The sequence below is a fragment of the Spirillospora sp. CA-108201 genome, assembly GCF_050936235.1.
In the GTDB taxonomy this organism is placed as follows: Bacteria; Actinomycetota; Actinomycetes; order Streptosporangiales; family Streptosporangiaceae; genus Spirillospora.
In genome coordinates this window covers 1,151,025-1,173,476 of the sequence record NZ_JBNJNE010000001.1, presented here as the reverse complement: position 1 = coordinate 1,173,476, position 22,452 = coordinate 1,151,025, and the positions used below count along the sequence as shown (strand labels likewise).

The window sequence follows — 22,452 nt, the reverse complement described above, 5'->3', positions numbered from 1 at the left end:
AGGGTTGCCAGGGGTTCCGTGGAAGTGACGCGGGCCGAGGGCTTACGACGCCCGGACCTGCGGGTTCGAGATCCCGGGCGTGTCGTGGCACGGCGTTTGCCGAGTCCGGTGCGGGGACCCCGGCGGAATGTGATCTACGCTGCGTTTCAAAGTCCCGGCCCACCTCGGGACAGGCCCCGGACCTCTCCTCGGGACGGGCCCCCTAGGCCTGGGCGGGTCCGCCGGGCGCGGTGCCCGAGGCGGGCGCCGCGCCGGGCGAGGGCGCGGCGTCGCCGGTGACGGGGTGGGCGCCCTTGGCGGGGCGGCGGCGGCGCGCGGGCGGGGTCACCCCGTCGGCGAGGCGGCGCGCGGTGACGAGGAAGCCGGTGTGGCCGACCATGCGGTGGTCGGGGCGGACGGCGAGGCCGTCGACGTGCCAGGAGCGCAGCATCGTCTCGAAGGCGTAGGGCTCGGCGAACCGCCCGTGGGAGCGCAGGTCCTCCACGACCCGCGACATCTGGGTGGTGGTGGCGATGTAGGCGCAGACCATGCCGCCGGGGACGAGGGCCTTGGCGACCGCGTCGAGGGTCTCCCAGGGGGCGAGCATGTCCAGGACGACCCGGTCGACGTCGGCCTCGGCGAGGGCGTCCTCCAGGGAGCCGACGGTGAGCCGCCAGGCGGGGTGGGGCCCGCCGAAGAACTTCTCGACGTTGGCGCGGGCGATGTCGGCGAAGTCGGGCCGGCGCTCGTAGGAGGAGACGAGGCCGTGCTCGCCGACGGCGCGCAGCAGGAAGCAGCTGAGGGCCCCGGACCCGGCGCCGGCCTCGACGACGCGGGCGCCGGGGAAGATGTCGGCCATCGCGATGATCTGGGCGGCGTCCTTGGGGTAGACGACGGCGGCGCCGCGCGGCATGCGGAGGGTGAAGTCGGCGAGCAGCGGGCGGAAGGCCAGGTACTCGGTGCCGCCGCTGGAGCGGAAGACGCTGCCCTCCGGGCTGCCGATCATCTCGTCGTGCGGGACCGAGCCCTTGTGCGAGTGGTAGACCTTGCCGGGCTGGAGGGTGATCGTGTTGATCCGGCCCTTGGGGTCGGTGAGCTGAACCTGGTCGCCGGGGCGGAACGGGCCGTGCGGGATGCGGCCGGGCGAGGGGGCGGGGCCGTCGGGTCGGGGTTCGCTCATGGAGGTCAAGGCTAGCGGCGGGCGCGGGCAGGTCGGGCCGCCGCGGCGGCGCGCGGGGGCGGTCAGACGCCGGCGAAGGCGCGGTCGACGTCGGCGACCGCGAGCACGCCGTAGACGCCCCCGTCGGGCTCCACGAGCAGGTACTCCGAGGCGGGCGCGCGGCGCAGCGCCTCGACGAGCTCCTCCCCGGACAGGTCGGCGGGCAGGGTGAGGCCGCCGTCGATGCCCCGCGACAGGTCGCCCGCGCTGACCCAGGGGCGGCGGTGCTCGGGGGTGGCGGTGACGGCCTTCTCGCTGACGAGGCCGAGGGGCCTGCCGTCGTGGTCGGCGATGACGAGGGCGCCGGCCTGGTCCTCGCGGGCGCGGCGGACGGCCTCGGCGAGCGGGACGTCGGCGGTGACGAGGGTGGCGCGGCGGGCGAGGCGGCGCGCCGACAGCAGCGGGATGCGGTCGCGGACGCGCTCGGCGCGGATGGACTGCGTGGCGCCGACCCAGATGAACGAGGCGACGAGGGCCGACCAGAGCAGGGCGAGCCAGCCGATGCCGCCGCCCTCGCCGGTGTCGTAGGTGGCGAGATAGGCGCCGGCGACGAGGCAGGCGATCGCGACGCCGCGGCCGACCCAGCCGGCGAAGACGCCGCCGCTGCGGCTGCGCCCGGTGACCTTCCAGACCACGGCGCGCACGAGGCGGCCGCCGTCCAGCGGGAGGCCGGGCAGCAGGTTGAAGAGCCCGACCAGGAGGTTGGCGAAGGTGAGGGCCTCGACGAGCAGCAGCACGACGTCGGGCAGGGGGACGACGGCGTGGACCAGCAGGCCGAGCCCGGCGAGGACGAGGTTGACCAGCGGCCCGGCGAAGGCGATGAGGAACTCGCGGCCGGGCGTGGGCGCCTCGCGCTCGATGGAGGTCTCCCCGCCGAGGATGTGGAGGGTGACGGAGCGGACGGGCAGGCCGAAGACGCGCGCGGTGACGGCGTGGCTCAGCTCGTGGACGAACACCGAGCCGTAGAGCAGGACGGCGTAGGTGAAGGCGACGAGGTAGCTGAGCGGGCGGCTGACGACGCCGTCGACCTGGCCCTCGAACATGACGGTGACGAGGACCGCGACCAGGAACCAGCTGGGCGAGACGTAGACGGGCACGCCGAAGAGGCGGCCCATGAGCAGGCCGGGGCGTGCGGGGCGGTCGTCGTCGCGACCGCGGCCGCCGGCCGGGGTCCTGTCCTCGGTCGGGGGCGCGCTGTGTGTCACGCCACTGATGCTACGGCCCCGGCGGCGGTGCCGGTCCTGCGCCACGGGCGGTGCCGGTCCTGCGCCACGGGCGGTGCCGGTCCTGCGCCATGGGCGGTGCCGGTCCTGCGCCACGGGCGCGCCGTCCCCGCGCGGGGCGCGCGGCGGCGGGTGCGGGCTTTCCGTCAGGGGTGTCACCTACGCTGCTGTGCCATGACGACGACCGAGGCGGGCAGCACCGAGGCGGGTGGCATCGAGGCGGACGGCAGGGCGTCCGTGCCGCCCGCGCGGACGGCGGAGGCGGGGGACGCGGCGGTGGTGGTCGGGTCGTTGTCGCCGTCGCGGGCGGGCGACTTCATGACGTGCCCGCTGCTGTACCGGTTCCGCGTGATCGACCGGATCCCGGAGCGGCCGAGCGCCGCGGCGGTGCGGGGGACGCTGGTGCACGCGGTGCTGGAGCGGCTGTTCGACCTGCCGACCGGGGCGCGCACGCCGGAGGCGGCGCTGGAGATGCTGGCGCCGGAGTGGGACCGGCTGCTGGAGGCCGAGCCCGGGCTGGCCGAGCTGTTCGAGGACGGCGCCGACGGCGAGGCCGAGCACGCCGAGTGGCTTGCGCAGGCGCGGCGCATGGTGGAGCGGTACTTCACCCTCGAGGACCCGCGCCGGCTGGAGCCCGCCGAGCGCGAACTGTTCGTGGAGACGGTGCTCGACTCGGGGCTGAAGCTGCGCGGGTACATCGACCGGGTCGACGTGGCGCCGAGCGGCGACGTGCGGATCGTGGACTACAAGACCGGGACGGCCCCGCGGGCCGACTTCGAGGCGCGGGCCCTGTTCCAGATGAAGTTCTACGCGCTGGTGCTGTGGCGGCTGCGCGGACGGGTCCCGCGGCTCCTGCAGCTGATGTACCTGGGCAACGGCGAGATCCTGCGCTACGAGCCGGACGAGGCCGACCTGCGCGCGACGCAGCGCAAGGTGGAGGCGCTGTGGCAGGCCATCCGGCGGGCGATGGAGACCGGCGAGTGGCGGGCGCGCACGGGGCGGTTGTGCGACTGGTGCGACCACAAGGAGCGCTGCCCGGAGTTCGGCGGCACTCCCCCGCCGCTGCCCGCGGCGCCGGTGAACCGCCCCTCCCCCGCCGACCTGGAGGAGGCGCGGCGGGCGGACGCCCCCGCCGCGGCGCCGGCCCGGGAGCACGACGATCTCTAGTAGCGGCCCCGGCGCGTGCGGGTCATCCTTGGGGAGGACCGCGGATCCGCGTTCAGGAGGGCTCGGGACCTGCCGCGGCCTCCTAGGGTGAGTGTCGTGTCACCCCGCATCCGTGGTCTCCACGCCGTTCGCGCCTGGCTGCATTCGCGCCCGATGGCGGCCGACGCGCTGCTCGCGCTGGGCGTGCTGGCGGTGGGGCTGCCCCAGCTGTTCCTGGAGGATCTGCCCGCCGGCGACGGCTACGCGGACTTCCGGACGCCGGACGTCTGGGACGGGCTGCTGGTCACCGTGGTGACGATGGCGCTGACATGGCGCCGCCGCCACCCGATGCCGGTGCTGCTGTTCATCATCGGCGGCGAACTGGTGACGGCGGTGGCGCACTACCCGCCGTCGGTGCCGGACGTCGTGGCGTTCCTGGTGGCCGTCTACAGCGTGGCGGCGCACCGGGGCCTGGCGCAGAGCGCGCTCGGCGGCGCGACGGCGTTCGTCTACTTCCTCGCCTACCTGCTGCTGCTGCCGATATCGGTGGCGCCGGAGGTGCTGATCACCGACTGCGCGCTGGTGATCGGCGTGTGGGTGCTGGGCCGCAACCTGCGGCTGCGCCGCGCGTACTTCGCCGAGCTGGAGGACCGGGCGGCCCGGCTGGAGCGGGCGCGCGGCACCGACGCGCGGGCCGCCCGCGTCGAGGAGCGGTCCCGGATCGCGCGGGAGCTGCACGACGTCGTGGCGCACCACGTGAGCGTGATGACCGTGCAGGCGGGCGCCGCGCGGCGGATCATCGACCGGGACCCCGGGAGCGCGCGCGAGGCGATGTCCACGATCGAGGAGGTCGGGCGCACCGCGCTGAGCGAGATGCGGCGGATCGTCGGCGTGCTGCGCACGGACCGCGATCCCGAGCGGGCGGGCCGGGAACTGGCGCCGCAGCCGGGCCTGGGCGACCTCGGCGAGCTGCTGGAGCACGTCCGGGAGACGGGCCTGTCGGTGCAGCTCTGGATGGAGGGCGAGGCGCGGCCTCCGTCCCCGGGCGTCGACGTGGCGGCGTTCCGGCTGATCCAGGAGGCGCTGACGAACACGCTGAAGCACGCCGGGCCGCAGGCGCGGGCCTGGGTGCGGCTGTACTACGGCGACAGCGACCTGACGGTGGAGATCGAGGACGACGGGCGCGGGACGGCGACGTTCATGGCCGACGACGGGGACAATCCCGGGCACGGCCTGGTCGGCATGTACGAGCGGGTCGCGCTGTACGGTGGCGAGTTGAAGATCGGGCCGCGGGTCGGCGGCGGATTCGGCGTGCGGGCCCGGTTCCCGCTGGAGCCGTGAGCCGTGCGAGGCCGTAGGTTGGGGCAGGAGCGCCGCGGACGCGGCGGTCCGGTGAGGGCGAGGAGCAGGGCGATGAACGGTCCGGAACGGCGGCCGGCGGTGGCGGCCCGATGACCACGGTGCGGGTGCTGCTCGTCGACGACCAGCCGCTGCTGCGGACGGGGTTCCGGCTCATCCTCGAGGCGGAGGCCGACATCGCCGTCGTCGGGGAGGCCGGGGACGGCGCGGCCGCGGTGGAGCTGACCCGCTCGCTGCTGCCGGACGTGGTGCTGATGGACATCCGGATGCCGGGGGTGGACGGCATCGAGGCGACCCGCCGGATCATCCGGGAGGGCGCGGCGTCGCACGACCCGAGGGTGCTGATCCTGACGACGTTCGACCTGGACGAGTATGTCATCGAGGCGGTCCGGGCCGGCGCCAGCGGGTTCCTGCTCAAGGACTCCCCGCCGGAGGACCTGGTGCAGGCGATCCGCATCGTGGCCGCGGGCGACGCGATCGTCGCGCCGTCGGTGACGCGGCGCCTGCTGGACAAGTTCGCCAGCCGGCTGCCCGCCGTCCGGGACGCGGCGCCCCCGCCCGGGCTGGACACCCTGACCGAGCGCGAGCGCGAGGTGCTGTCGCACGTGGCCCGCGGCCAGTCCAACGCCGAGATCGCGGCGGAGCTCGTGGTGAGCGAGACGACGGTGAAGACGCACGTCGGGAACGTCCTGGCCAAGCTCGGCCTGCGGGACCGCGTGCAGGCCGTGGTGTACGCGTACGAGACGGGGCTGAGCAGGCCCGGCCAGAGCTGACGCGCGGGCCGGGGCGCCGGTTTCGGGGTCGGCCCTGAGGCGCCCCTGACTTTCGGTCCCGGAGGTCTACTCCGGTAGGACGACGGGAGACGGGTTTCTCCTGCCGTGGGTGGACGGGCAAGTCCGTTCCTGGGGTCCAGGAAACCGGTTTGTTCGGCTTCTAGGGTTTTGGGTGTCGGATCGCGGGGGCACGGCGCGGTCCGGACGCATTCCAGCTCACTCACCCACGGGAGTACACGTGACGAACATCGCCCCATCGACCGCCGGCGCGGAGCAAGCGCCCGGGGCGGGCGACTTCGCCGCTCGAACCCAGCAGATCGCGAAGGTGTACGGACGCGGCGACGCCCAGGTCGTCGCGCTCGACGGGGTCACCGTCGGCATCCCCCGCGGCCGGTTCACCGCGATCATGGGCCCCTCCGGGTCCGGCAAGTCCACCCTGATGCACTGCATGGCGGGGCTGGACTCGGTGGACTCCGGGCAGGTCCTCATCGGCGACACCGAGCTGACCCGGCTCAAGGACAAGCAGCTCACCCGGTTGCGCCGCGACAAGATCGGCTTCATCTTCCAGGCGTTCAACCTGGTGCCGACCCTGACCGCCCTGGAGAACATCACGCTGCCGATGGACATCGCTGGCCGCAAGCCCGACAAGGAGTGGCTGGACGCGGTGATCGACACGGTGGGGCTGCGGCCGCGGCTGAAGCACCGTCCCACCGAGCTGTCGGGCGGGCAGCAGCAGCGGGTGGCGTGCGCCCGCGCCCTGGCCTCCCGCCCGGAGATCATCTTCGCGGACGAGCCGACCGGGAACCTGGACTCGCGCTCGGGCTCCGAGGTGCTCGGCTTCCTGCGCGACTCGGTGCGGCGGATGCGGCAGACCATCGTGATGGTCACTCACGACCCGTCCGCGGCCGCCTACGCCGACCAGGTGCTGTTCCTGTCGGACGGGCAGATCGTCGACACCATGACCGAGCCGACCGCCGACCGCGTGCTGGAGCGCATGAAGGGCTTCGACGCCGGCGGCCACAACACCCGTCCCGCGGGCGCGCCCGAATCCGGGGTGTCGGCGCGATGATGGGCAAGGTCACGCTCCGCAACCTCGCGGCGCACAAGATCAGGCTGGTGCTGACGGCCGTCGCGGTGATCCTCGGCGTCGCGTTCGTGGCCGGCACGCTGATCTTCACCGACAGCATGAACAAGCAGTTCGACGACCTGTTCAGCCGGATCGGCACGAACGTGGCCGTCGACGTGCGGGCCAAGAAGGTCATCGAGGGCGACGACGACGGGATGGCGGCGCAGCCGGTCCCGGCGACCGTGCTGAAGACCCTCCAGGGCATCGACGGCGTCAAGGACCCCAAGGGCAACGTCAACGGGTACGCCGCCGTCGTCGGCAAGGACGGGAAGATCGTCGGAACGGCCCAGGAGGGGCCGCCCCAGCTCGGGTCGAACTGGTCGACGGGCGGGACCACCGACCTGGCGTCGGGCCGCGCCCCGCGGGGGCCGGACGAGGTCGTCATCGACGCCAAGACCGCGGAGAAGGGCAAGCTCGCGGTCGGCGACACCACCCGGGTCATCACCGCCGGGCCGCCCGTCCGCATGCGGATCGTCGGGCTGGTCGACGCCGGGAACCTGATGGGCGCGACGCTCACCGGGTTCGACACCCCGACCGCGCAGCGGCTGATGCTGAAGCCCGGCTACTTCAGCGACATCGAGATGGGCTCCAGCGGCCCGTCCCAGGCCGAGCTGCGCGACCGGGTCGCCAAGGCGCTGCCGCAGAACCTGGAGGCCGTCACCGGCGAGAAGCTCCGCGAGGAGTCCAAGAGCGACATCGCCGCGATGATGAGCTTCTTCCGCACGTTCCTGCTCGTGTTCGCGCTCATCTCGATCTTCGTCGGGTCGTTCATCATCTTCAACACGTTCTCGATGCTGGTCGCGCAGCGGACCCGCGAGCTGGCGCTGCTGCGCGCGATCGGCGCGGCCCGCGGCCAGGTGACGCGGGCGGTGATCGGCGAGGCGGTCGCGGTCGGCGTGGTCGGCTCCACCCTCGGCCTCGCGGCCGGCGCGGGCCTGGCGTCGCTGCTCCAGTCGCAGATGGGCGACGCCGGGCAGGGCGGGCTGACCTTCACCGCGACCCCGGTGATCTGGTCGTACGCGGTGGGCATCGTGGTGACGGTCGTGTCGGCCTACTTCCCGGCCCGCCGCGCCGCGAAGATCCCGCCGGTGGCGGCGATGCGCGACGACGTCGCGCTGCCCCAGCGCTCGCTGCGGATCCGGATCGCGCTCGGCTCCCTCCTCACCCTCGTGGGCGCGGCCCTCATCGGCGTCGGCCTCGCCGGGAACGGCGGCAACCCGGTCGTCCCCGTGGGCGTGGGCGCGTTCGCGGTCTTCATCGGCGTGGCCATGCTCGCCCCCGTGATCAGCGTGCCGGTGATGAAGGTGCTCGGCGCGCCGTTCGCGCGGCTGATGGGCCCGCCCGGGCGCCTCGCGCGCCAGAACGCGCTGCGCAACCCGCGCCGCACGGCCGCGACGGCCGCCGCGCTGATGATCGGACTGGCACTGATCACCACGGTCAACGTGCTGGGCGCGACGATGCGGGCCTCGGTCGACGAGCAGGTCGACGCGCAGTTCGGCGCCGACTACCTCGTCGAGGTCCAGGGCGCGGGCGGCATCAGCGCCGAGGCCGCGCAGAAGGTCCGGGCGACGCCCGGGGTGACCGCCGCGTCCCCCACCTACGAGGGCGACGCCAAGATCGAGAACAAGAAGGCGTGGTACGTGTCCGGTGACGCGGCGGTGATCGCCAAGGCCGCCAGGCTGAAGATCACCTCCGGTGGAACCGACATCGGCGACGCCGGGATCATGGTGGACGAGGACACCGCGAAGGCCCGCGGCTGGAAGGTCGGGACGGCGGTCCCGGTGCAGTTCACCGACGGGCGGACCGAGCGGCTGACGCTGGCCGGCGTGTACGCCAAGAGCAATCTGATCGGTCCCCGCCTCATCTCCCAGCAGGCGCACCTGCGGCACACGGTGAAGCCGACCGTGACCACGGTCGTGGTGGACGCCTCGGCGCCGTCGGCGGCGACGAAGGGCGCGCTGGAGTCGGCACTGAAGGACTACCCGAACCTGAAGGTGTCCGACCAGGCGTCGCTGAAGGCCGACGCCCGCAAGCAGGTCGACGGGTTGGTGACGTTCCTGACGATCCTGCTGGTGATGTCGGTCATCATCGCGGCCGTCGGAGTGGTCAACACCCTGGCGCTGTCGGTGATCGAGCGGACCCGAGAGATCGGGCTGCTGCGCGCGATCGGGATCTCCCGGCGGCAGCTGCGCCGCATGGTCCGGCTGGAGTCGATCATGATCGCGGTCTTCGGCGCGGTGCTCGGCATGGGCATCGGGGTGGCGTTCGGCGCGGCGCTGCAGAACGCCCTCGCGGACAAGGGCCTCGGGGTCCTCGCCGTGCCGTACGGGACCCTCGGGATCTACCTGGTGGTCGCCGCGGTCATCGGCGTGCTGGCGGCGCTGTGGCCGGCGTGGCGCGCGGGCCGCATGGACGTCCTCAAGGCGATCTCCACCGAGTAGCCCGGGGCGCGGCCGTGGAGCGGCCGTGAAGAAGGCCCGGTCCCCCTCGCGGGGGCCGGGCCTTTCCTCATGCGCGGGGTGCGCCTGGCGGCGCTACTCCACGGCCTCCGCGCCGTCGGCCGGGGCCGGGTCAACGGCCTGCGCACCGGGCGCCACCGCGGCCTTGGCGACCGCGTCGGTCGCGCTCACCGTGGTGTTCTCCGGGAAGTGGCAGGCGGCCTGGTGGCCCGGGCTGAGCTCCACCAGCGGCGGCTCGACCTGCTTGCAGATGTCCTGCGCCTTCCAGCAGCGGGTGTGGAAGCGGCAGGCGGGCGGCGGGTCGAGCGGGCTCGGCACGTCGCCCTGCAGCCGGATCCGCTTGCGGTCCCCGCGCTCGCTCGGGTCGGGGATCGGCACCGCCGACAGCAGCGCGTTGGTGTACGGGTGCATCGGCCGCTCGTACAGGTCCGCCCGGTCCGCCACCTCGACGATCTTTCCGAGGTACATGACGGCGACGCGGTCGGAGATGTGCCGGACGACCGACAGGTCGTGCGCGATCACCACGTAGGTGAGGTCGAGCTCGTTCTGCAGGTCCTCCAGCAGGTTGACGACCTGCGCCTGCACCGACACGTCCAGCGCCGACACCGGCTCGTCCGCGACGATCAGCTTCGGCTTGAGGGCCAGGGTGCGGGCGATGCCGATGCGCTGCCGCTGACCGCCGGAGAACTCGTGCGGGTAGCGGTTGTAGTGCTCGGGGTTGAGCCCGACCAGCTCCAGGATCTCCTGGACGGCCTTCTTGACGCCCTGCTTGGCCTCCAGGTTCTGGAGCCGGAAGGGCGCCCCGACGATCGCGCCGACCGTCTTGCGCGGGTTCAGCGACGAGTACGGGTCCTGGAAGATCATCTGGAGGTCCCGGCGGAGCGGCCGGAGCCGCCCCTGCGACATCGTGGTGATGTCCTGGCCCTCGAAGGTGATCTTGCCGAAGCTCGGGTCCAGCAGCCGCATGATCATCCGGCCGGTGGTGGACTTGCCGCAGCCCGACTCGCCCACCAGCCCGAGCGTCTCGCCCTTGCGCACCGAGAACGACACGCCGTCGACGGCCTTGACCGCCGCGACCTGCCGGCGCAGCAGCCCCGCGGTGACGGGGAAGTGCTTGCCGAGGTTCTCCACCTCCAGCAGGGGCTCGCCGTCCCGCACGGGGCGGGTCTCCGCGGCCGGACGGGTCTCGTCGGCCGGGGTCTTCGTAGTGTTCACAGTCTCGTTCCCACCCGTGCTCGTCACAGCTTCGCCCGGATCTCGTCGTTCCAGATCTGCCGCTTCTTCTCCAGCGGGAGATGGCACGCCGCCTTGTGGCCGGGCTCGGCCTCGACCAGCTCGGGCCGCTCGGTCGTGCTCTTGTCCCCGTTGAGGTCACTGTAAGGGCAGCGCGGATGGAACGCGCACCCCGACGGCACGTTGATCAGGCTCGGCGGCGATCCCTCGATCGGCATCAGCCGCTCCGAGCGCTCCCGGTCCAGCCTCGGCATCGAGCCGAGCAGCCCCCAGGTGTAGGGGTGCAGCGGCCGGTGGAACGCGTCGTCGACGGAGGCGTACTCGACCGCGCGGCCCGCGTACATCACCAGGATGTCGTCGGACAGCTCGGCGACCACCCCGAGGTCGTGGGTGATCATGATGACCGCGGAGTTGAACTCCTGCTGCAGGTCCCGGATCAGGTCCAGGATCTGCGCCTGGACGGTCACGTCCAGCGCCGTGGTCGGCTCGTCGGCGATCAGCAGCTCGGGGTCGCAGGACAGCGCCATCGCGATCATCGCGCGCTGCCGCATGCCGCCGGAGAACTGGTGCGGGTAGTCGTCCACCCGCTGGTCCGGCTTCGGGATGCCGACCTTGCCGAGCATGTCGATGGCGTGCTTGCGGGCCACCGACTTGGACACGTCGTTGTGCACCCGGTAGGCCTCGATGATCTGGTGGCCGACCGTGTAGAAGGGGTGCATCGACGACAGCGGGTCCTGGAAGATCATCGCCATGTCGCGGCCGCGGAGCCGGCGCACCTCGGTCTGCGAGGCGCCGACGATCTCCTTGCCGTCCAGCCAGATCTCGCCGGACACGTCGGCGTTGCGCCGGTTGTGCAGGCCGAGGATGCCGAGGCTCGTCACGCTCTTGCCGGAGCCCGACTCGCCTACGATCCCGAGCGTGCGGCCGCGCTCCAGCTGGAACGACAGGCCGTCGACGGACTTGACCAGGCCGTCGTCCGTCGGGAAGTGGATCTTGAGATCGCGGACCTCGAGGAACGCGCTCGGGGCCTCGCCGGTGTCCGCGGTGTCCGCGGCGGGCGCGGTGCCGGCCATCAGCCAAGCCTCACTCTCGGGTCGACGATCGCGTACAGCATGTCGACGATCAAGTTGATCACGATGATGGAGGTCGCCGTGAGCAGCGTCACGCCGAGCACCATGGGCAGGTCGCCGCCCCTGATCGAACTGATCGCCAGCTGGCCCAGCCCCGGGATGCCGAAGGTGTTCTCGGTCAGGACCGCGCCGCCGAGCAGCAGGCCGAGGTCGAGGCCGAAGATGGTGAGGATCGGCGTCAGCGAGGCGCGCAGCGCGTGCTTGGTGACGACGGTCCCCTCCGACAGGCCCTTGGCGCGGGCGGTGCGGATGTAGTCCTCGTTCATCGTCTCCAGCATGCCCGCTCTGGTGAGCCGCGCGTACATCGCGGCGTAGAGGAACGCGAGCGTCACCCAGGGCAGGACCAGCGCCTGGAACCAGCTCACCGGATTGGAGGTGAACGGGGTGTAGCTGCCGCCGCCCGGGAAGATCTTGAGTGTGTAGGAGAACAGCGCGAGCGAGACCAGGCCGGTGAAGTAGATGGGCAGCGACACGCCGCTCAGCGCGATGATCATCGCCGCCCGGTCCCAGAGCGAGCCTCTGCGCAGCGCCGACAGCACCCCGGTGGCGATGCCGCCGACGAGCCAGACCAGGGCGGCGCCGAGGGCGAGCGACAGGGTCGCCGGGGCCCGGTCGACCAGCGTCTCCAGCACCGGCTGGCTGCTGCGGAACGAGTAGCCGAGGCACGGCGCGGGGCAGTGGTCGGTCACGGGACCGGCCTTGTAGTCCTTGCCGACGACGATGGCCTTGACGTAGTTGCCGTACTGCACCACGACCGGCTTGTCGAGGCCGAGCCGCTCCTTGGTGTCCTGGATGGCCTCGGCGGTCGGCGCCTTGCCCACATAGGACGCCGCGATCTGGTCGGTCGTCTGCCCGGCGATCTTGGGCAACCAGAAGAAGATGCCGAAGGTCACCATGCTGACCAGCAGCAACATGACGACGGCACCGATGAGGCGCCGGATGATGTATGCGAACACAATGCTCGGCCGAACCCGCCGGCCGGCGGGACCTGTGGGTCCCGGACCGGCCGGCGGGCGTCGCCTTCACCTGCCTTCAGCTGGACTCACGGACGAGGCGGAGTGTCACTCCACGCCCATGTTGAGGTAGTCGTACATTCCGCCGTAGTAGTAAGTGATGCCCGCGTTCGTCACGCGCTTCGGCCGGTACATCAGGGCCTTGGCGTAGATCAGCGGGACCTCGGTCGCGGTCGCCATGACCGCCTTGTCGACCTCACCGTAGGCGGTCAGTCGAGCCGCCTTGTCCGGGTTGGAGATCGCGTCGTCGAGCCCCTTGTTGACCTTCGGGTCGTTGAGCTCGGCGAGGTTGTTGCCGCCGGACGGCTTGATCGCCGCACCGTGCACGATCTGCGACAGGAAGCCGTAGCCGGTGGGCCAGTCGGCCGCCCACGCCATGATCATCATGCCGATGCCGTGGTCGTGAACGTACTTCGGCACGCCGACGTACTTGTTGAAGTAGTCGCCGGCCGGGAACTGCACGATGCTGACCTTGATGCCGACCTTGGCGAGGCTCTGCTGGATCGCCTCGGCCATCGCGACTTCCTTCGGCCGGTCCGACCGCGCCGAGATCTTGCTGCTGAAGCCGTTCGGCTTGCCGCACGCCTGCAGCTCGGACTTGGCCTTGGCGAGCGTGGCCTGGTCGAGGCCGCCGCCGTCGGCCTGCTTCTGCGGGTACAGGTCGAACTTGGTGTAGCCGTCCACCGACGGGGGCAGCACGGTGGTGGCGATGTCGCCGCCGGCCAGCGGGCCTCCGTAGGCGGTCTGCGCGGCGACCTTGTCAGTCGCGTACTGCACGGCCATCCGGCAGTGGACGTTGTCGAGCGGCTTGACGTTCACGTTCAGCGACATGAACCGCAGGAAGCCCTGGATCGGGTTGTCCACGTACGGCTTCTGCTCGGGAGTCAGCACCTTCGGCTGGGTCCCGGCCTGAACGCCGACGCCGGTGATGTCCATGTCCAGCGCGCCGGCCAGCTGCCGCTGGTCGATGTCGTCCGCGTTCTGCTTGACCTGGACCTCGATCTTGTCCGGCAGCGCCTTGCGGAGCGGGTCGGTGCTCTGGTTCCAGTTCGGGTTGCGCGACAGCGACATGGACTTGCCGCGCGTGTAGTTGTCGATCTTGTACGGGCCGCTGGAGACGATCGCGGACTCGTACTTGGTGCCGGTGTCCTTGGCCTTCGGCACGGGGATCGACTGCGACATCGAGACCAGGTAGTCGAACTCCTGGAACGGCTCGTTCAGGTGGAAGACGATCGTCTGGTCGTCGGGGGTCTCGATGGACTTCAGACCCTCGTCGCTCTTGTCGTCGTACGGGCCCTTGTAGGCGGGCTTGTTGTCGACAAGGTACTGCTTGAAGTACTTCGGCCCGAGCTGCAGTTCCTTGGTGTAGTTGCTGCGCTCGATCGCGTACTTGACGTCCTTGGACGTGACCGTGGTGCCGTCGTCGTACTTGACGCCGGTCCGCAGCTTGTACGTCCAGGTCTTGCCGCCGTCGGTGGACTGGCCCATGTCGGTGGCCAGGTCAGGGACGATCTCGAGGCTCTCCTTGCCCGCCGCCGCCTTGGCCGTGGTCAGACCGCGACCGTAGAGACGGGCGAAGTTCTGGGAGAACGCGTAGTAGGTGTTGCCGGGGTCCGGCGAGTCCCAGTCGTCGGAGTCGGCCAGCTTGAGCGTGCCGCCCTTCTTGTCCGACTTGTTGACGACCTCGTTCACGCCGGCGTTGTACCCGGGACCGCTCCCCGAGCCTCCGGATTCACCGCCGCCGCAGGCGGCGAGCCCTGCGGCCACGACCACACCGGCCGCGAAGACCGCAACTGGTCTCATCTTGTTCATGTGCAGGCGCACCCCTTCAATTAGACGGGTCGGTTGAACCCGAGTCACTTGGCCCGAGGGTCGAGAGCGTCCCGCAGCCCGTCACCGAAGAGGTTGAAGGCGAGGACGGTGATGAAGATGGCCATACCAGGGATGATCATGTACGCGGGGTCCGAGGAGTAGATCGGTACCGCGAGCGTCAGCATGGCGCCCCACGAGGGCGTCGGCGGGATCACTCCGACGCCGAGGAACGACAGCGCCGCCTCGAACAGGATGTTGGTCGGGATCAGCAGGGTCGAGTAGACCAGGATCGGGGCGACCAGGTTCGGCAGGATCTCCTTGAAGAGCACGTAGGAGTTGCGGGCTCCCAGGCTGCGCGCGGCGTCGACGAACTCGCGCTCGCGCAGCGACAGCGTCTGGCCGCGGATGATGCGGCCGATGTACGGCCAGTTGAAGAAGCCGATGACCACGACCAGCACCGAGATCCGCAGCCCGTTGCCGTTCATGCCGAAGGCGCCGTCGGAGACGACGCCGACCAGCGCGATCGCGAACAGCAGCAGCGGGAACGCCAGGAAGGCGTCCATGGCCCGGCTGATCAGGTAGTCGACCCAGCCGCCGAAGTAGCCGGCCACGATGCCCATGATCGTTCCGATGACCACCGACAGCAGGGTGGCGAGGAACGACACCAGGAGCGAGATCCGGGCTCCGTGCACGATGCGGGCCAGCAGGTCGCGGCCGGTGCCGGGCTCCACGCCCAGCAGGTGCTCGCCGCTGATGCCCGTGTGCCAGATCCCGGACTTCGGCCGGTTGTAGGTCGGGTCGATCAGGTTCTGGTGGTACGCCAGCGGGTCCTGCACGAAATACGGCCCGACGATCGCGATCAGGATGAGCACGAGGACGATGACCGCGCCGGTGAGAGCGATCTTGTCCCGCTTCAGCCGCATCCAAGCGATCTGCCCGAGTGAGCGTCCCTGGATCTTCTTCCTGTCGACGCCGGCGAGAACCGCCTCCGGCTGCGCCTCGCTGTCGGACCCGGTCACCTCTAGGGGTGCGGCCACGCTCGATACCTCCTACCGTCCGGCCACTGGTTCGGCCATGCCGCCGGCGAGTGACCGGCGGTCGCGGAGATCATCCGCTGCCCCCGTGCCCGTTACGCCGCGTTTGCTGAAGGGAAACGTAGTCCTTCGGGCACGACTGTCCATCCGTGAAGCGTCCTTCGGAAGTACCCGTATCTGACTTGTGATCTCGTCGTCATCTGGGGAACACGCGTCCGCGTACCACTTCGGACAAACCGCCCGAATAGTACGTTCAGGGGAGATGTGGTCGGCACCGCCGGACAGGTCAGGAACGGCAAGCTTTACCGTACTGAGTCCGATCTGAGACTGATCGTCCGCAGGTCAGGGGCCTCGCGCGCAGAAACGGCGGGCCGGGACGCCCCCGTCAGGGGCGTCCCGCCCCGCCGTCACGACGCGTGCGGAGCCGCGCGGCGTCAGGAGATGCCGCGGTCGCGAAGGATCTTCTCGATCTCCGCCATCTCCGGGTCGCCGCCGGCGGCGGGCCCCTCGACCCCCCGCTTCGGCTTGGCGGCGCCGCCCGCGGAGCGGCGCCCCTCGCCGCCCCCGGCGGCCTTGCCTCCGCCCCCGCCGCCCCCGGCGGCTCCGCGGCGGCTCAGCATCGCCCCCGACGCCAGGTAGAGCACGACGGCCAGGCCCGCCACCGCGACGCCCGCCCACTTCACGGGGCTGAACGCCAGGTCGACGACGAACTCGGTCACGCCCGTCATCGCCGCCGCGAGCGGGACCAGCGACAGGGCCGCGCCGCGCAGCCCGGTGCCCGCGCCCCGGCGGCGGTAGGCGCCCCAGCTGATCACCAGCCCGACCAGGGTCACCCCGAGACTGATCGCGAATATGGCTGCGTCGCTCATGCCGGCCCCTCTATTCCGTACGGCGGTGCTCTCCCCATCGTCACACGCGAACCGCCGGACCTGCTCCTTCTGGCGGAGGGTTCGCGTCCGGGACGATCTCCTCCTGCGGCGGGAGGGGCCCCCTGGGGACCGCCCCGCGGGTACCGGCTCCCGGGTATGAGGTCACGGCCGGGCAACGGCCGGGCGGCGGGACGGGGCGCCTCCGGTCAGGCGACCAGCGAGCGCAGCCGCTCCAGGTCCACCTCGCGCAGCGAGGCGACCACCGTCCGGCCCGGGGCCGGCGGGATCGGCAGGAGGCCGGGCACGGCGACGGTCACGCACCCCGCCGCCTCCGCCGCCGCGACGCCGTTCGGGGAGTCCTCCAGCACCACGCAGCGGGCGGGGTCGGCGCCGAGCCGGGCGGCGGCGGTCAGGTACGGCTCGGGGTGGGGCTTGGTCCGGGTCACCTCGTCCCCGGCGACGCTGAGCGCGAAGTGCTCGCGGCCGACGGCGTCCAGCACCGGCTCGATCAGCCGCCGGTGGCTGGAGGACACCAGCGCCGCCGTCACCCCGGCGGCGCGGACCTCGGCGAGCAGGTCCTTGGCGCCGGGCATCATCGGGACGCAGGCGCCCAGCCGCTCGGCCATGCCGTCCAGCATCCGCCGGCCGACCTCCTCGCGCGGGACGTCCGCCCCGGTCAGCTCCAGCATGAGGTCGACGGCGACGTACAGGGAGCCGCCGACCAGCCGCTCCTGGTGCGCGGGAGTCCACTCGCCGCCGAGCCACGCCATGACCTCCGACTCCACCTCCAGCCAGACGCTCTCGGAGTCGATGAGCAGACCGTCCATGTCGAACAGCACGGCGTGCGGGCCGCCACCAGTCACAGCTCTCCTCACAGGTCGCAGGGTCGGAGAACCACCCTATCCATGCGATCAACGGACACTCCGGTCCCTCCCCCGCCGGCGGGCCCGCGCCTCTTGGACGGGGTGTGCAAGGAGACGGTGACGGATGGGACGGCGGACCGGTAGCGTGCCAGCAGTTGCCTACCAACGAGTAAGGAACGGCATGAGCGCCTACCGCACCATCCTCGTCGGCACCGACGGCTCCGACTCCTCGTTCCGCGCGGTCGACAAGGCCGCGCAGCTGGCCGCCGCCACGGGCGCCACCCTCCTGCTCGCCTCCGCCTACAGCCCCATGCCCGAGCGCGAGCGCGCCAGCGCCTCCGACCGGCTCGGCGACCTGGCCTACAAGGTGCAGGGGTCCACCCCCGCCGACGACGCGCTGCGGGCGGCACGGGAGCGGGCGGTCGCCGCCGGCGCCACCGACATCGACCAGGCGGCCGTCGAGGGCGACGCCGTGGACGTGCTGTCGAAGCTGGCGAAGGAGCGCCCCGTGGACCTCATGGTGATCGGCAACCGGGGCCTCAACAGCCTCGCGGGCCGCATCCTCGGATCGGTCCCGGCGAACCTGTCGCACCGCGCCCCCTGCGACGTGCTCATCGTGCACACCACCCCGCGCGGAAGATGACGCCCGTCGCGCGGCCGGTGACCCGATCGTGACCCGCGTTCCGCCGCGGGCGTACACGGCGGGGTCTGGCTTCCGGAGGGGTGGGGTACGTCACCGTCAGGACGTAGGCTGACAGCCACCGATCATGAGCGGGGCCCCCGACCCCCGGGAATGACGGCCCCCGTCGGTGACGCTGTACCTGGGCGTCGAAAGGAGGCAGCGCGTGGTCGAGCTCGAAAGCGTGCCGGAACTCGTCGATCCGGTGCTCGTGGCCGCCTTTGAGGGGTGGAACGACGCCGGGGAGGCCGCCAGCGGGGTGATCGCGCATCTGGAGTCGACCTGGGAGGCGGTCCCCCTCGCCGAGCTCGATCCCGACGACTACTACGACTTCCAGGTCACCCGCCCCATCGTCGAGATGACCGACGGCGAGACCCGCGGCATCACCTGGCCGACGACCCGCGTGTCGTGGGCGCGGCTGCCGAACGGCAAGGACGTCGTGCTGCTGCACGGGATCGAGCCCAACATGCGGTGGCGCTCCTTCTGCCGCGAGCTGGTCGGGCTGATGCTGGAGCTGGAGATCCGCAACGTCGTGCTGCTCGGCGCGCTGCTCGCCGACGCCCCCCACACCCGGCCGGTGCCGGTCACCGGCGCCGCGTCCGAGGCCGGCCTGGTCAACACCCTGAACCTGGAGCCGGCCCGCTACGAGGGACCGACCGGCATCCTCGGCGTCCTCCAGGACGCCTGCGCCAAGGCCGACCTCGACACCGTGTCCCTGTGGGCCGCCGTCCCGCACTACGTCGCCCAGCCCCCCTCCCCCAAGGCCACCCTCGCCCTCCTGCGCCGCGTCGAGGACCTCCTCGACGTCACCGTCCCGCTCGGCGAGCTGCCCGAGGAGGCCCGCGCCTGGGAGCACGGCGTCAACGAGCTCGCCGAGGAGGACTCGGAGGTCGCCGAGTACGTCCGCACGCTGGAGGAGCAGAAGGACGCCACGGAGCTGCCCGAGGCCAGCGGCGACGCCATCGCCCGGGAGTTCGAGCGCTACCTGCGCCGCCGCGACCCGGGCTGAGCGCGGCGCCTCCGCCCTTTCGGCCGCCGGCCCCCTTCGGCCGGTTCACCGGCGTGCACGGGCCGGCGGGCCCGCTGTGACGGGCCCGCCGGCCCGGGATGAGGCGGCGGACGACGGTCAGAGCGCGATGCCGAGGAGGGCGTCGACGACGGCGGCGGCCTGAGCCGGCGCGGCCGGGTCGTCGCCGTCGGCGCGGGCCCAGGCGTCCACGGCCGCCAGCGCGGCCGGAGTGTCCAGGTCGTCGGCCAGGCCGTCGCGGACCGCGGCGGCCAGCGGAGCGGCGGGCGGGCCGGACGGGCGGGCCGCGGCGGCGCGCCAGCGGCCGAGCCGGGCGGCCGCCTCGTCGAGGGCGCCCGGGGTCCACTCCCAGTCGGAGCGGTAGTGGTGGGTGAGCAGCGCCGTCCTGATCGCCATCGGGTCGGTGCCGGACTCCCGCAGCTTCGACACGAACACGAGGTTGCCGCGCGACTTGGACATCTTCTCGCCGTCCAGGCCGACCATGCCGGAGTGCACGTAGGCGCGCGCGTGCGGCCGCTCCCCCGTGGCGACCTGCGCGTGCGAGGCGCTCATCTCGTGGTGCGGGAACGCCAGGTCCGAGCCGCCGCCCTCGACGTCGAACGCCATGCCGAGGTACTCGATCGAGATCGCCGAGCACTCCACGTGCCAGCCGGGGCGCCCCTCCCCGAACGGCGAGTCCCAGCCGGGCTCGCCGGGCCGCCGCGCCATCCACAGCAGCGCGTCGAGGGGGTCGCGCTTGCCGGGCCGGTCCGGGTCGCCCCCGCGCTCGGCGAACAGCGGCGCCATCTCCTCCCGCGTGAGCCGGCTGACGCGGCCGAACGCCGGGTCGGAGGCGATCGGGAAGTAGACGTCGCCGTCCACCTCGTAGGCGGCGTCCCGGCCGCGCAGCTTCTCGATCATCTCGATGATCAGCGGGATGGCCTCGACCGCGCCGACGTAGCGGTCGGGCGGCAGGACGCGCAGCGCGGTCATGTCGTCGCGGAAGAGCTGGATCTCCCGGTCGGCGAGCTCGCGCCAGTCCTCCCCGGTCTGCCGGGCACGTTCCAGGAGCGGGTCGTCGACGTCGGTGGTGTTCTGGATGTAATGGACCCGGTGGCCGAGGTCCCGCCACACCCGGTTGACGAGGTCGAAGGCCAGGTAGGTGTTGGCGTGGCCGAGGTGCGTCGCGTCGTAGGGGGTGATCCCGCACACGTACATCCGAGCGGTGTCGCCGGGTGACGTGGGGCGTTTCGTCCCGGTGCCGGTGTCGTGCAGGCCGAGGGGCCGGGTCGCGGCGGGCAGTCCCGCGTCGGAGAGGCTGGGGACTTCGGAGGCGGGCCACGATCGCATACGGAAAGCTTATCCATGCGCACTTCGCGGCATGAATCCGAGATCGCGGCTTCCGCCGGACGAGCGCCCGGGCGACCTCAGCGGAGCCGGACGCGCGGGTCCAGCACCGAGTAGCCGATGTCGACCAGCAGGTTCGCGACGACGACGAACGACGTCACCAGCAGCGTCACCCCGATGACGACCGGGGTGTCGCCGAGCGCGATGGACTGGTAGACGAGCTGCCCCACGCCCTGCAGCCCGAACACCTTCTCGGTGACGATCGTGGAGCCGATCAGCGCGCCGAGGTCGATGCCGAGCTGGGTGACGACGGGCGCCAGCGCCGGCCGCAGCCCGTGCCGGACGACGACGCGGCGTTCCGGCAGGCCCTTGGCCCGTGCCGTCCGGACGTAGTCCTCGCCGAGCACGTCCAGCATCGCCCCGCGGGTGAGGCGCGTGTAGGTGGCGACCATGAGGAACGCCAGCGCGATCCACGGCAGGACCATCCGCCGTAGAAAGTGCTCCTGCAGCGGGGGCCCCGCCTCGAAGAGGTGGACGGCGCCTCCGCCGAGCCCCGCGGAGAACACGTGCAGTAGCGCCAGGGCCATCACGAACGGCGGGGTGGACAGCCCGACCAGCACGAACACGGTCGCGGCCCGGTCCCCCAGGCCGTGTGCCCGCGTCGCGCCGAGGACGCCGAGCAGCACGCCGCCGCAGAACCACAGCACGGCGGCGCCCGCCACCAGGTACAGCGTCGTGGGGAGGCGCTGGCCGATCAGTGTCGCGACCGGCATGCCGTTGACGTAGGAGTCGCCGAGGTCGCCGCGCAGCAGCCGCCCGGCGAACCGCCAGTACTGGACGAGGACGGGCCGGTCCAGGCCGAGGTTGCGGCGGATCTGGTCGAGGGTGTCGGCGGTGGCGCGCGGCCCGCCGATGACCCGCTCGACCGGGATGGGCGAGACGTGCAGGAAGACGAAGACCAGCGTGGCCGCCAGCCACAGCACCACGACCGCGTACAGCAGTCGGCGGAGGACGAACCGCGCCACGCGCCTCACCGCCCCCCGGGCGCGCGGTCGCCGCGCGGGTCGAAGGCGTCGCGGACGCCCTCGCCGAGCAGGTTGAACGCCAGCGTGGTCGCCAGCAGCAGGACGCCCGGGACCGCCAGCAGCCACCAGGCGGTCTGGAACACGTCGCCGCCCTCGCCGAGCATCGATCCCCAGCTCGGCATCGGCGGGTGCACCCCGACGCCGAGGAACGACAGCGTCGCCTCGAGCACGATCGAGGCCGGGACCAGCAGCGAGGTCAGCACGGTGACGTGCGCGGACAGGTTCGGCAGGACCTCGCCGAACATGATCCGGACGTCCGAGGCGCCGAGGGCGCGGGCGGCCTCGATGAACTCCCGCCGCCTGAGCATGATCACCTGTCCGCGGACGACCCGGGCGACCGCGGCGAACGAGAAGAACGCGATCATCAGGATCGTCATGGTCAGGCTGGCGGCGACGGAGGTGATCTGGAACGTGGTCGCCAGCACGATGGCCACCAGCAGGTACGGAAGGGCGAGCATCATGTCCATCAGCCGGGCGAGCAGGGCGTCCAGCGCGCCGCCCGCGAACCCTGCGAGGGTCCCGACCGCGGTTCCGGCGGCGGAGGCGAGCAGGGCCGCGAGGATCCCGACGGCCAGGGAGATCCGGGCCCCGTAGGCGGCGCGGACCAGGACGTCGCGGCCGAGCTGGTCGGCGCCGAGCGGGAACCGCGCGCCCGGCCCGCGCGGCTGCCCCCCGGCGTCCAGGCCGGTGTCGGGGAAGGTCGCGTCGTAGGGGTGGCCGGTCAGGTGCGCCCACAGCGGCGCCAGCGCCGCGAACGCGAGGATCAGCGCCAGCACGGCGAGCGCCGCGACCGCGAGCCGGTCGCGGCGGAACCGGGTCCAGGCGAGCTGGCAGGGGGTGCGGCCCTCCACGGGCGGAGCCTCGTCCGGCGCCGCCCTCGGCCTGCGGGTCTCGACCTCCGCGTAGCCGTTCATCGCGCCGCCGCGCGTGCCACCGCCGCCATCCGCACTCCCCGTCTGCCGATGACCCTTCGCGGGCGGCCCCGCCCCGACGAAGATCGCATTAGGTAGTCAAAGTAGCACCGAGCGTCATGCTCCGCAGCCGGAGCCCGCAAGAGGGCGGGACGGCGTCCCTCCCGCCGTCGCCCGTCCCGGGCC

19 protein-coding genes are annotated in these 22,452 nt (G+C 72.2%); 7 read left to right on the top strand and 12 right to left on the bottom strand.

What is annotated here, in order from left to right:
- Positions 1 to 202: 202 nt before the first annotated feature.
- Positions 203 to 1,159 (bottom strand): tRNA (adenine-N1)-methyltransferase, encoded by a 957-nt coding sequence (locus ACQEU6_RS05610; RefSeq protein WP_499329520.1) that lies wholly within the window; start codon positions 1,157 to 1,159, stop codon positions 203 to 205.
- A gap of 62 nt (positions 1,160 to 1,221) precedes the next feature.
- A complete protein-coding gene (locus ACQEU6_RS05605) occupies positions 1,222 to 2,403 on the bottom strand; it encodes a site-2 protease family protein (protein ID WP_499329519.1) in 1,182 nt (393 codons plus the stop codon).
- Between the two features lie 336 nt (positions 2,404 to 2,739).
- On the opposite strand from ACQEU6_RS05605, the gene ACQEU6_RS05600 reads away from it, so the two are divergent.
- The 5 genes from ACQEU6_RS05600 to ACQEU6_RS05580 all read left to right on the top strand — a co-directional run bounded on the left by ACQEU6_RS05600 (position 2,740) and on the right by ACQEU6_RS05580 (position 9,266).
- Positions 2,740 to 3,588: a RecB family exonuclease gene (locus tag ACQEU6_RS05600; RefSeq protein ID WP_499340096.1), complete on the top strand. Its 849-nt coding sequence runs from the start codon at positions 2,740 to 2,742 to the stop codon at positions 3,586 to 3,588.
- A gap of 96 nt (positions 3,589 to 3,684) precedes the next feature.
- A complete protein-coding gene (locus tag ACQEU6_RS05595) occupies positions 3,685 to 4,908 on the top strand; it encodes a sensor histidine kinase (protein WP_499329518.1) in 1,224 nt (407 codons plus the stop codon).
- 110 nt (positions 4,909 to 5,018) lie between these two features.
- On the top strand, positions 5,019 to 5,699 hold the full coding sequence (locus ACQEU6_RS05590; RefSeq protein ID WP_363983598.1) for a response regulator: 681 nt from the start codon (positions 5,019 to 5,021) through the stop codon (positions 5,697 to 5,699).
- A 238-nt stretch (positions 5,700 to 5,937) separates the two neighbouring features.
- Positions 5,938 to 6,768 carry an ABC transporter ATP-binding protein gene (locus ACQEU6_RS05585; RefSeq protein WP_499329517.1) on the top strand — a complete coding sequence of 277 codons (831 nt, stop codon included), beginning with the start codon at positions 5,938 to 5,940 and terminating at the stop codon, positions 6,766 to 6,768.
- Positions 6,765 to 9,266: an ABC transporter permease gene (locus tag ACQEU6_RS05580; RefSeq protein WP_499329516.1), complete on the top strand. Its 2,502-nt coding sequence runs from the start codon at positions 6,765 to 6,767 to the stop codon at positions 9,264 to 9,266. The genes ACQEU6_RS05585 and ACQEU6_RS05580 overlap by 4 nt, the downstream gene beginning before the upstream one ends.
- A gap of 93 nt (positions 9,267 to 9,359) precedes the next feature.
- Here the strand turns inward: ACQEU6_RS05580 and ACQEU6_RS05575 are convergent, their stop codons facing one another.
- The 7 genes from ACQEU6_RS05575 to ACQEU6_RS05545 all read right to left on the bottom strand — a co-directional run bounded on the left by ACQEU6_RS05575 (position 9,360) and on the right by ACQEU6_RS05545 (position 17,238).
- Positions 9,360 to 10,499 carry an ABC transporter ATP-binding protein gene (locus ACQEU6_RS05575; protein WP_499329515.1) on the bottom strand — a complete coding sequence of 380 codons (1,140 nt, stop codon included), beginning with the start codon at positions 10,497 to 10,499 and terminating at the stop codon, positions 9,360 to 9,362.
- A 23-nt stretch (positions 10,500 to 10,522) separates the two neighbouring features.
- Positions 10,523 to 11,590 (bottom strand): ABC transporter ATP-binding protein, encoded by a 1,068-nt coding sequence (locus ACQEU6_RS05570; RefSeq protein WP_499329514.1) that lies wholly within the window; start codon positions 11,588 to 11,590, stop codon positions 10,523 to 10,525.
- The gene (locus ACQEU6_RS05565; RefSeq protein WP_363983591.1) at positions 11,590 to 12,603 is read right to left on the bottom strand and encodes an ABC transporter permease; all 1,014 of its coding nucleotides are present in this window, start codon (positions 12,601 to 12,603) and stop codon (positions 11,590 to 11,592) included. Before ACQEU6_RS05565 ends, ACQEU6_RS05570 begins: the two co-directional genes overlap by 1 nt.
- A 105-nt stretch (positions 12,604 to 12,708) precedes the next feature.
- On the bottom strand, positions 12,709 to 14,463 hold the full coding sequence (locus tag ACQEU6_RS05560; protein WP_499329513.1) for an ABC transporter substrate-binding protein: 1,755 nt from the start codon (positions 14,461 to 14,463) through the stop codon (positions 12,709 to 12,711).
- A 53-nt stretch (positions 14,464 to 14,516) separates the two neighbouring features.
- Complete coding sequence (locus tag ACQEU6_RS05555) at positions 14,517 to 15,509, bottom strand: ABC transporter permease (RefSeq protein WP_499329512.1); 993 nt, start codon at positions 15,507 to 15,509, stop codon at positions 14,517 to 14,519.
- A gap of 431 nt (positions 15,510 to 15,940) precedes the next feature.
- Complete coding sequence (locus tag ACQEU6_RS05550; RefSeq protein ID WP_499329511.1) at positions 15,941 to 16,375, bottom strand: hypothetical protein; 435 nt, start codon at positions 16,373 to 16,375, stop codon at positions 15,941 to 15,943.
- A gap of 206 nt (positions 16,376 to 16,581) precedes the next feature.
- Positions 16,582 to 17,238, bottom strand: coding sequence for an HAD family hydrolase (locus ACQEU6_RS05545; protein ID WP_499329510.1), 657 nt, complete (start codon positions 17,236 to 17,238; stop codon positions 16,582 to 16,584).
- A 181-nt stretch (positions 17,239 to 17,419) separates the two neighbouring features.
- On the opposite strand from ACQEU6_RS05545, the gene ACQEU6_RS05540 reads away from it, so the two are divergent.
- Both ACQEU6_RS05540 and ACQEU6_RS05535 read left to right on the top strand, forming a co-directional pair.
- Positions 17,420 to 17,881: a universal stress protein gene (locus ACQEU6_RS05540; RefSeq protein ID WP_499329509.1), complete on the top strand. Its 462-nt coding sequence runs from the start codon at positions 17,420 to 17,422 to the stop codon at positions 17,879 to 17,881.
- 202 nt (positions 17,882 to 18,083) lie between these two features.
- A complete protein-coding gene (locus ACQEU6_RS05535) occupies positions 18,084 to 18,926 on the top strand; it encodes a PAC2 family protein (RefSeq protein ID WP_499329508.1) in 843 nt (280 codons plus the stop codon).
- A gap of 117 nt (positions 18,927 to 19,043) precedes the next feature.
- Here ACQEU6_RS05535 and mshC read toward each other — a convergent pair whose 3' ends face one another.
- From mshC to ACQEU6_RS05520, 3 genes are all read right to left on the bottom strand, one after another.
- Positions 19,044 to 20,273, bottom strand: a complete 1,230-nt coding sequence (gene mshC / locus ACQEU6_RS05530; RefSeq protein ID WP_499329507.1) for a cysteine--1-D-myo-inosityl 2-amino-2-deoxy-alpha-D-glucopyranoside ligase — start codon at positions 20,271 to 20,273, stop codon at positions 19,044 to 19,046.
- Between the two features lie 77 nt (positions 20,274 to 20,350).
- Positions 20,351 to 21,295 (bottom strand): ABC transporter permease, encoded by a 945-nt coding sequence (locus tag ACQEU6_RS05525; RefSeq protein WP_499329506.1) that lies wholly within the window; start codon positions 21,293 to 21,295, stop codon positions 20,351 to 20,353.
- 5 nt (positions 21,296 to 21,300) lie between these two features.
- Entirely contained in the window at positions 21,301 to 22,269 is a 969-nt protein-coding gene (locus ACQEU6_RS05520; RefSeq protein WP_499329505.1) for an ABC transporter permease, read from the bottom strand.
- Between the last annotated feature and the right edge of the window lie 183 nt (positions 22,270 to 22,452).

Excerpts from the sequence above, each read along its gene's own strand:
- ACQEU6_RS05610 (WP_499329520.1), bottom strand. The coding sequence starts at position 1,159 with ATGAGCGAACCCCGACCCGACGGCCCCGCCCCCTCGCCCGGCCGCATC.
- ACQEU6_RS05600 (WP_499340096.1), top strand. The coding sequence starts at position 2,740 with ATGACGTGCCCGCTGCTGTACCGGTTCCGCGTGATCGACCGGATCCCG.
- ACQEU6_RS05590 (WP_363983598.1), top strand. The coding sequence starts at position 5,019 with ATGACCACGGTGCGGGTGCTGCTCGTCGACGACCAGCCGCTGCTGCGG.
- ACQEU6_RS05580 (WP_499329516.1), top strand. The coding sequence starts at position 6,765 with ATGATGGGCAAGGTCACGCTCCGCAACCTCGCGGCGCACAAGATCAGG.
- ACQEU6_RS05570 (WP_499329514.1), bottom strand. The coding sequence starts at position 11,590 with ATGGCCGGCACCGCGCCCGCCGCGGACACCGCGGACACCGGCGAGGCC.
- ACQEU6_RS05560 (WP_499329513.1), bottom strand. The coding sequence starts at position 14,463 with ATGAGACCAGTTGCGGTCTTCGCGGCCGGTGTGGTCGTGGCCGCAGGG.
- ACQEU6_RS05550 (WP_499329511.1), bottom strand. The coding sequence starts at position 16,375 with ATGAGCGACGCAGCCATATTCGCGATCAGTCTCGGGGTGACCCTGGTC.
- ACQEU6_RS05540 (WP_499329509.1), top strand. The coding sequence starts at position 17,420 with ATGAGCGCCTACCGCACCATCCTCGTCGGCACCGACGGCTCCGACTCC.
- mshC (WP_499329507.1), bottom strand. The coding sequence starts at position 20,273 with ATGCGATCGTGGCCCGCCTCCGAAGTCCCCAGCCTCTCCGACGCGGGA.
- ACQEU6_RS05520 (WP_499329505.1), bottom strand. The coding sequence starts at position 22,269 with ATGAACGGCTACGCGGAGGTCGAGACCCGCAGGCCGAGGGCGGCGCCG.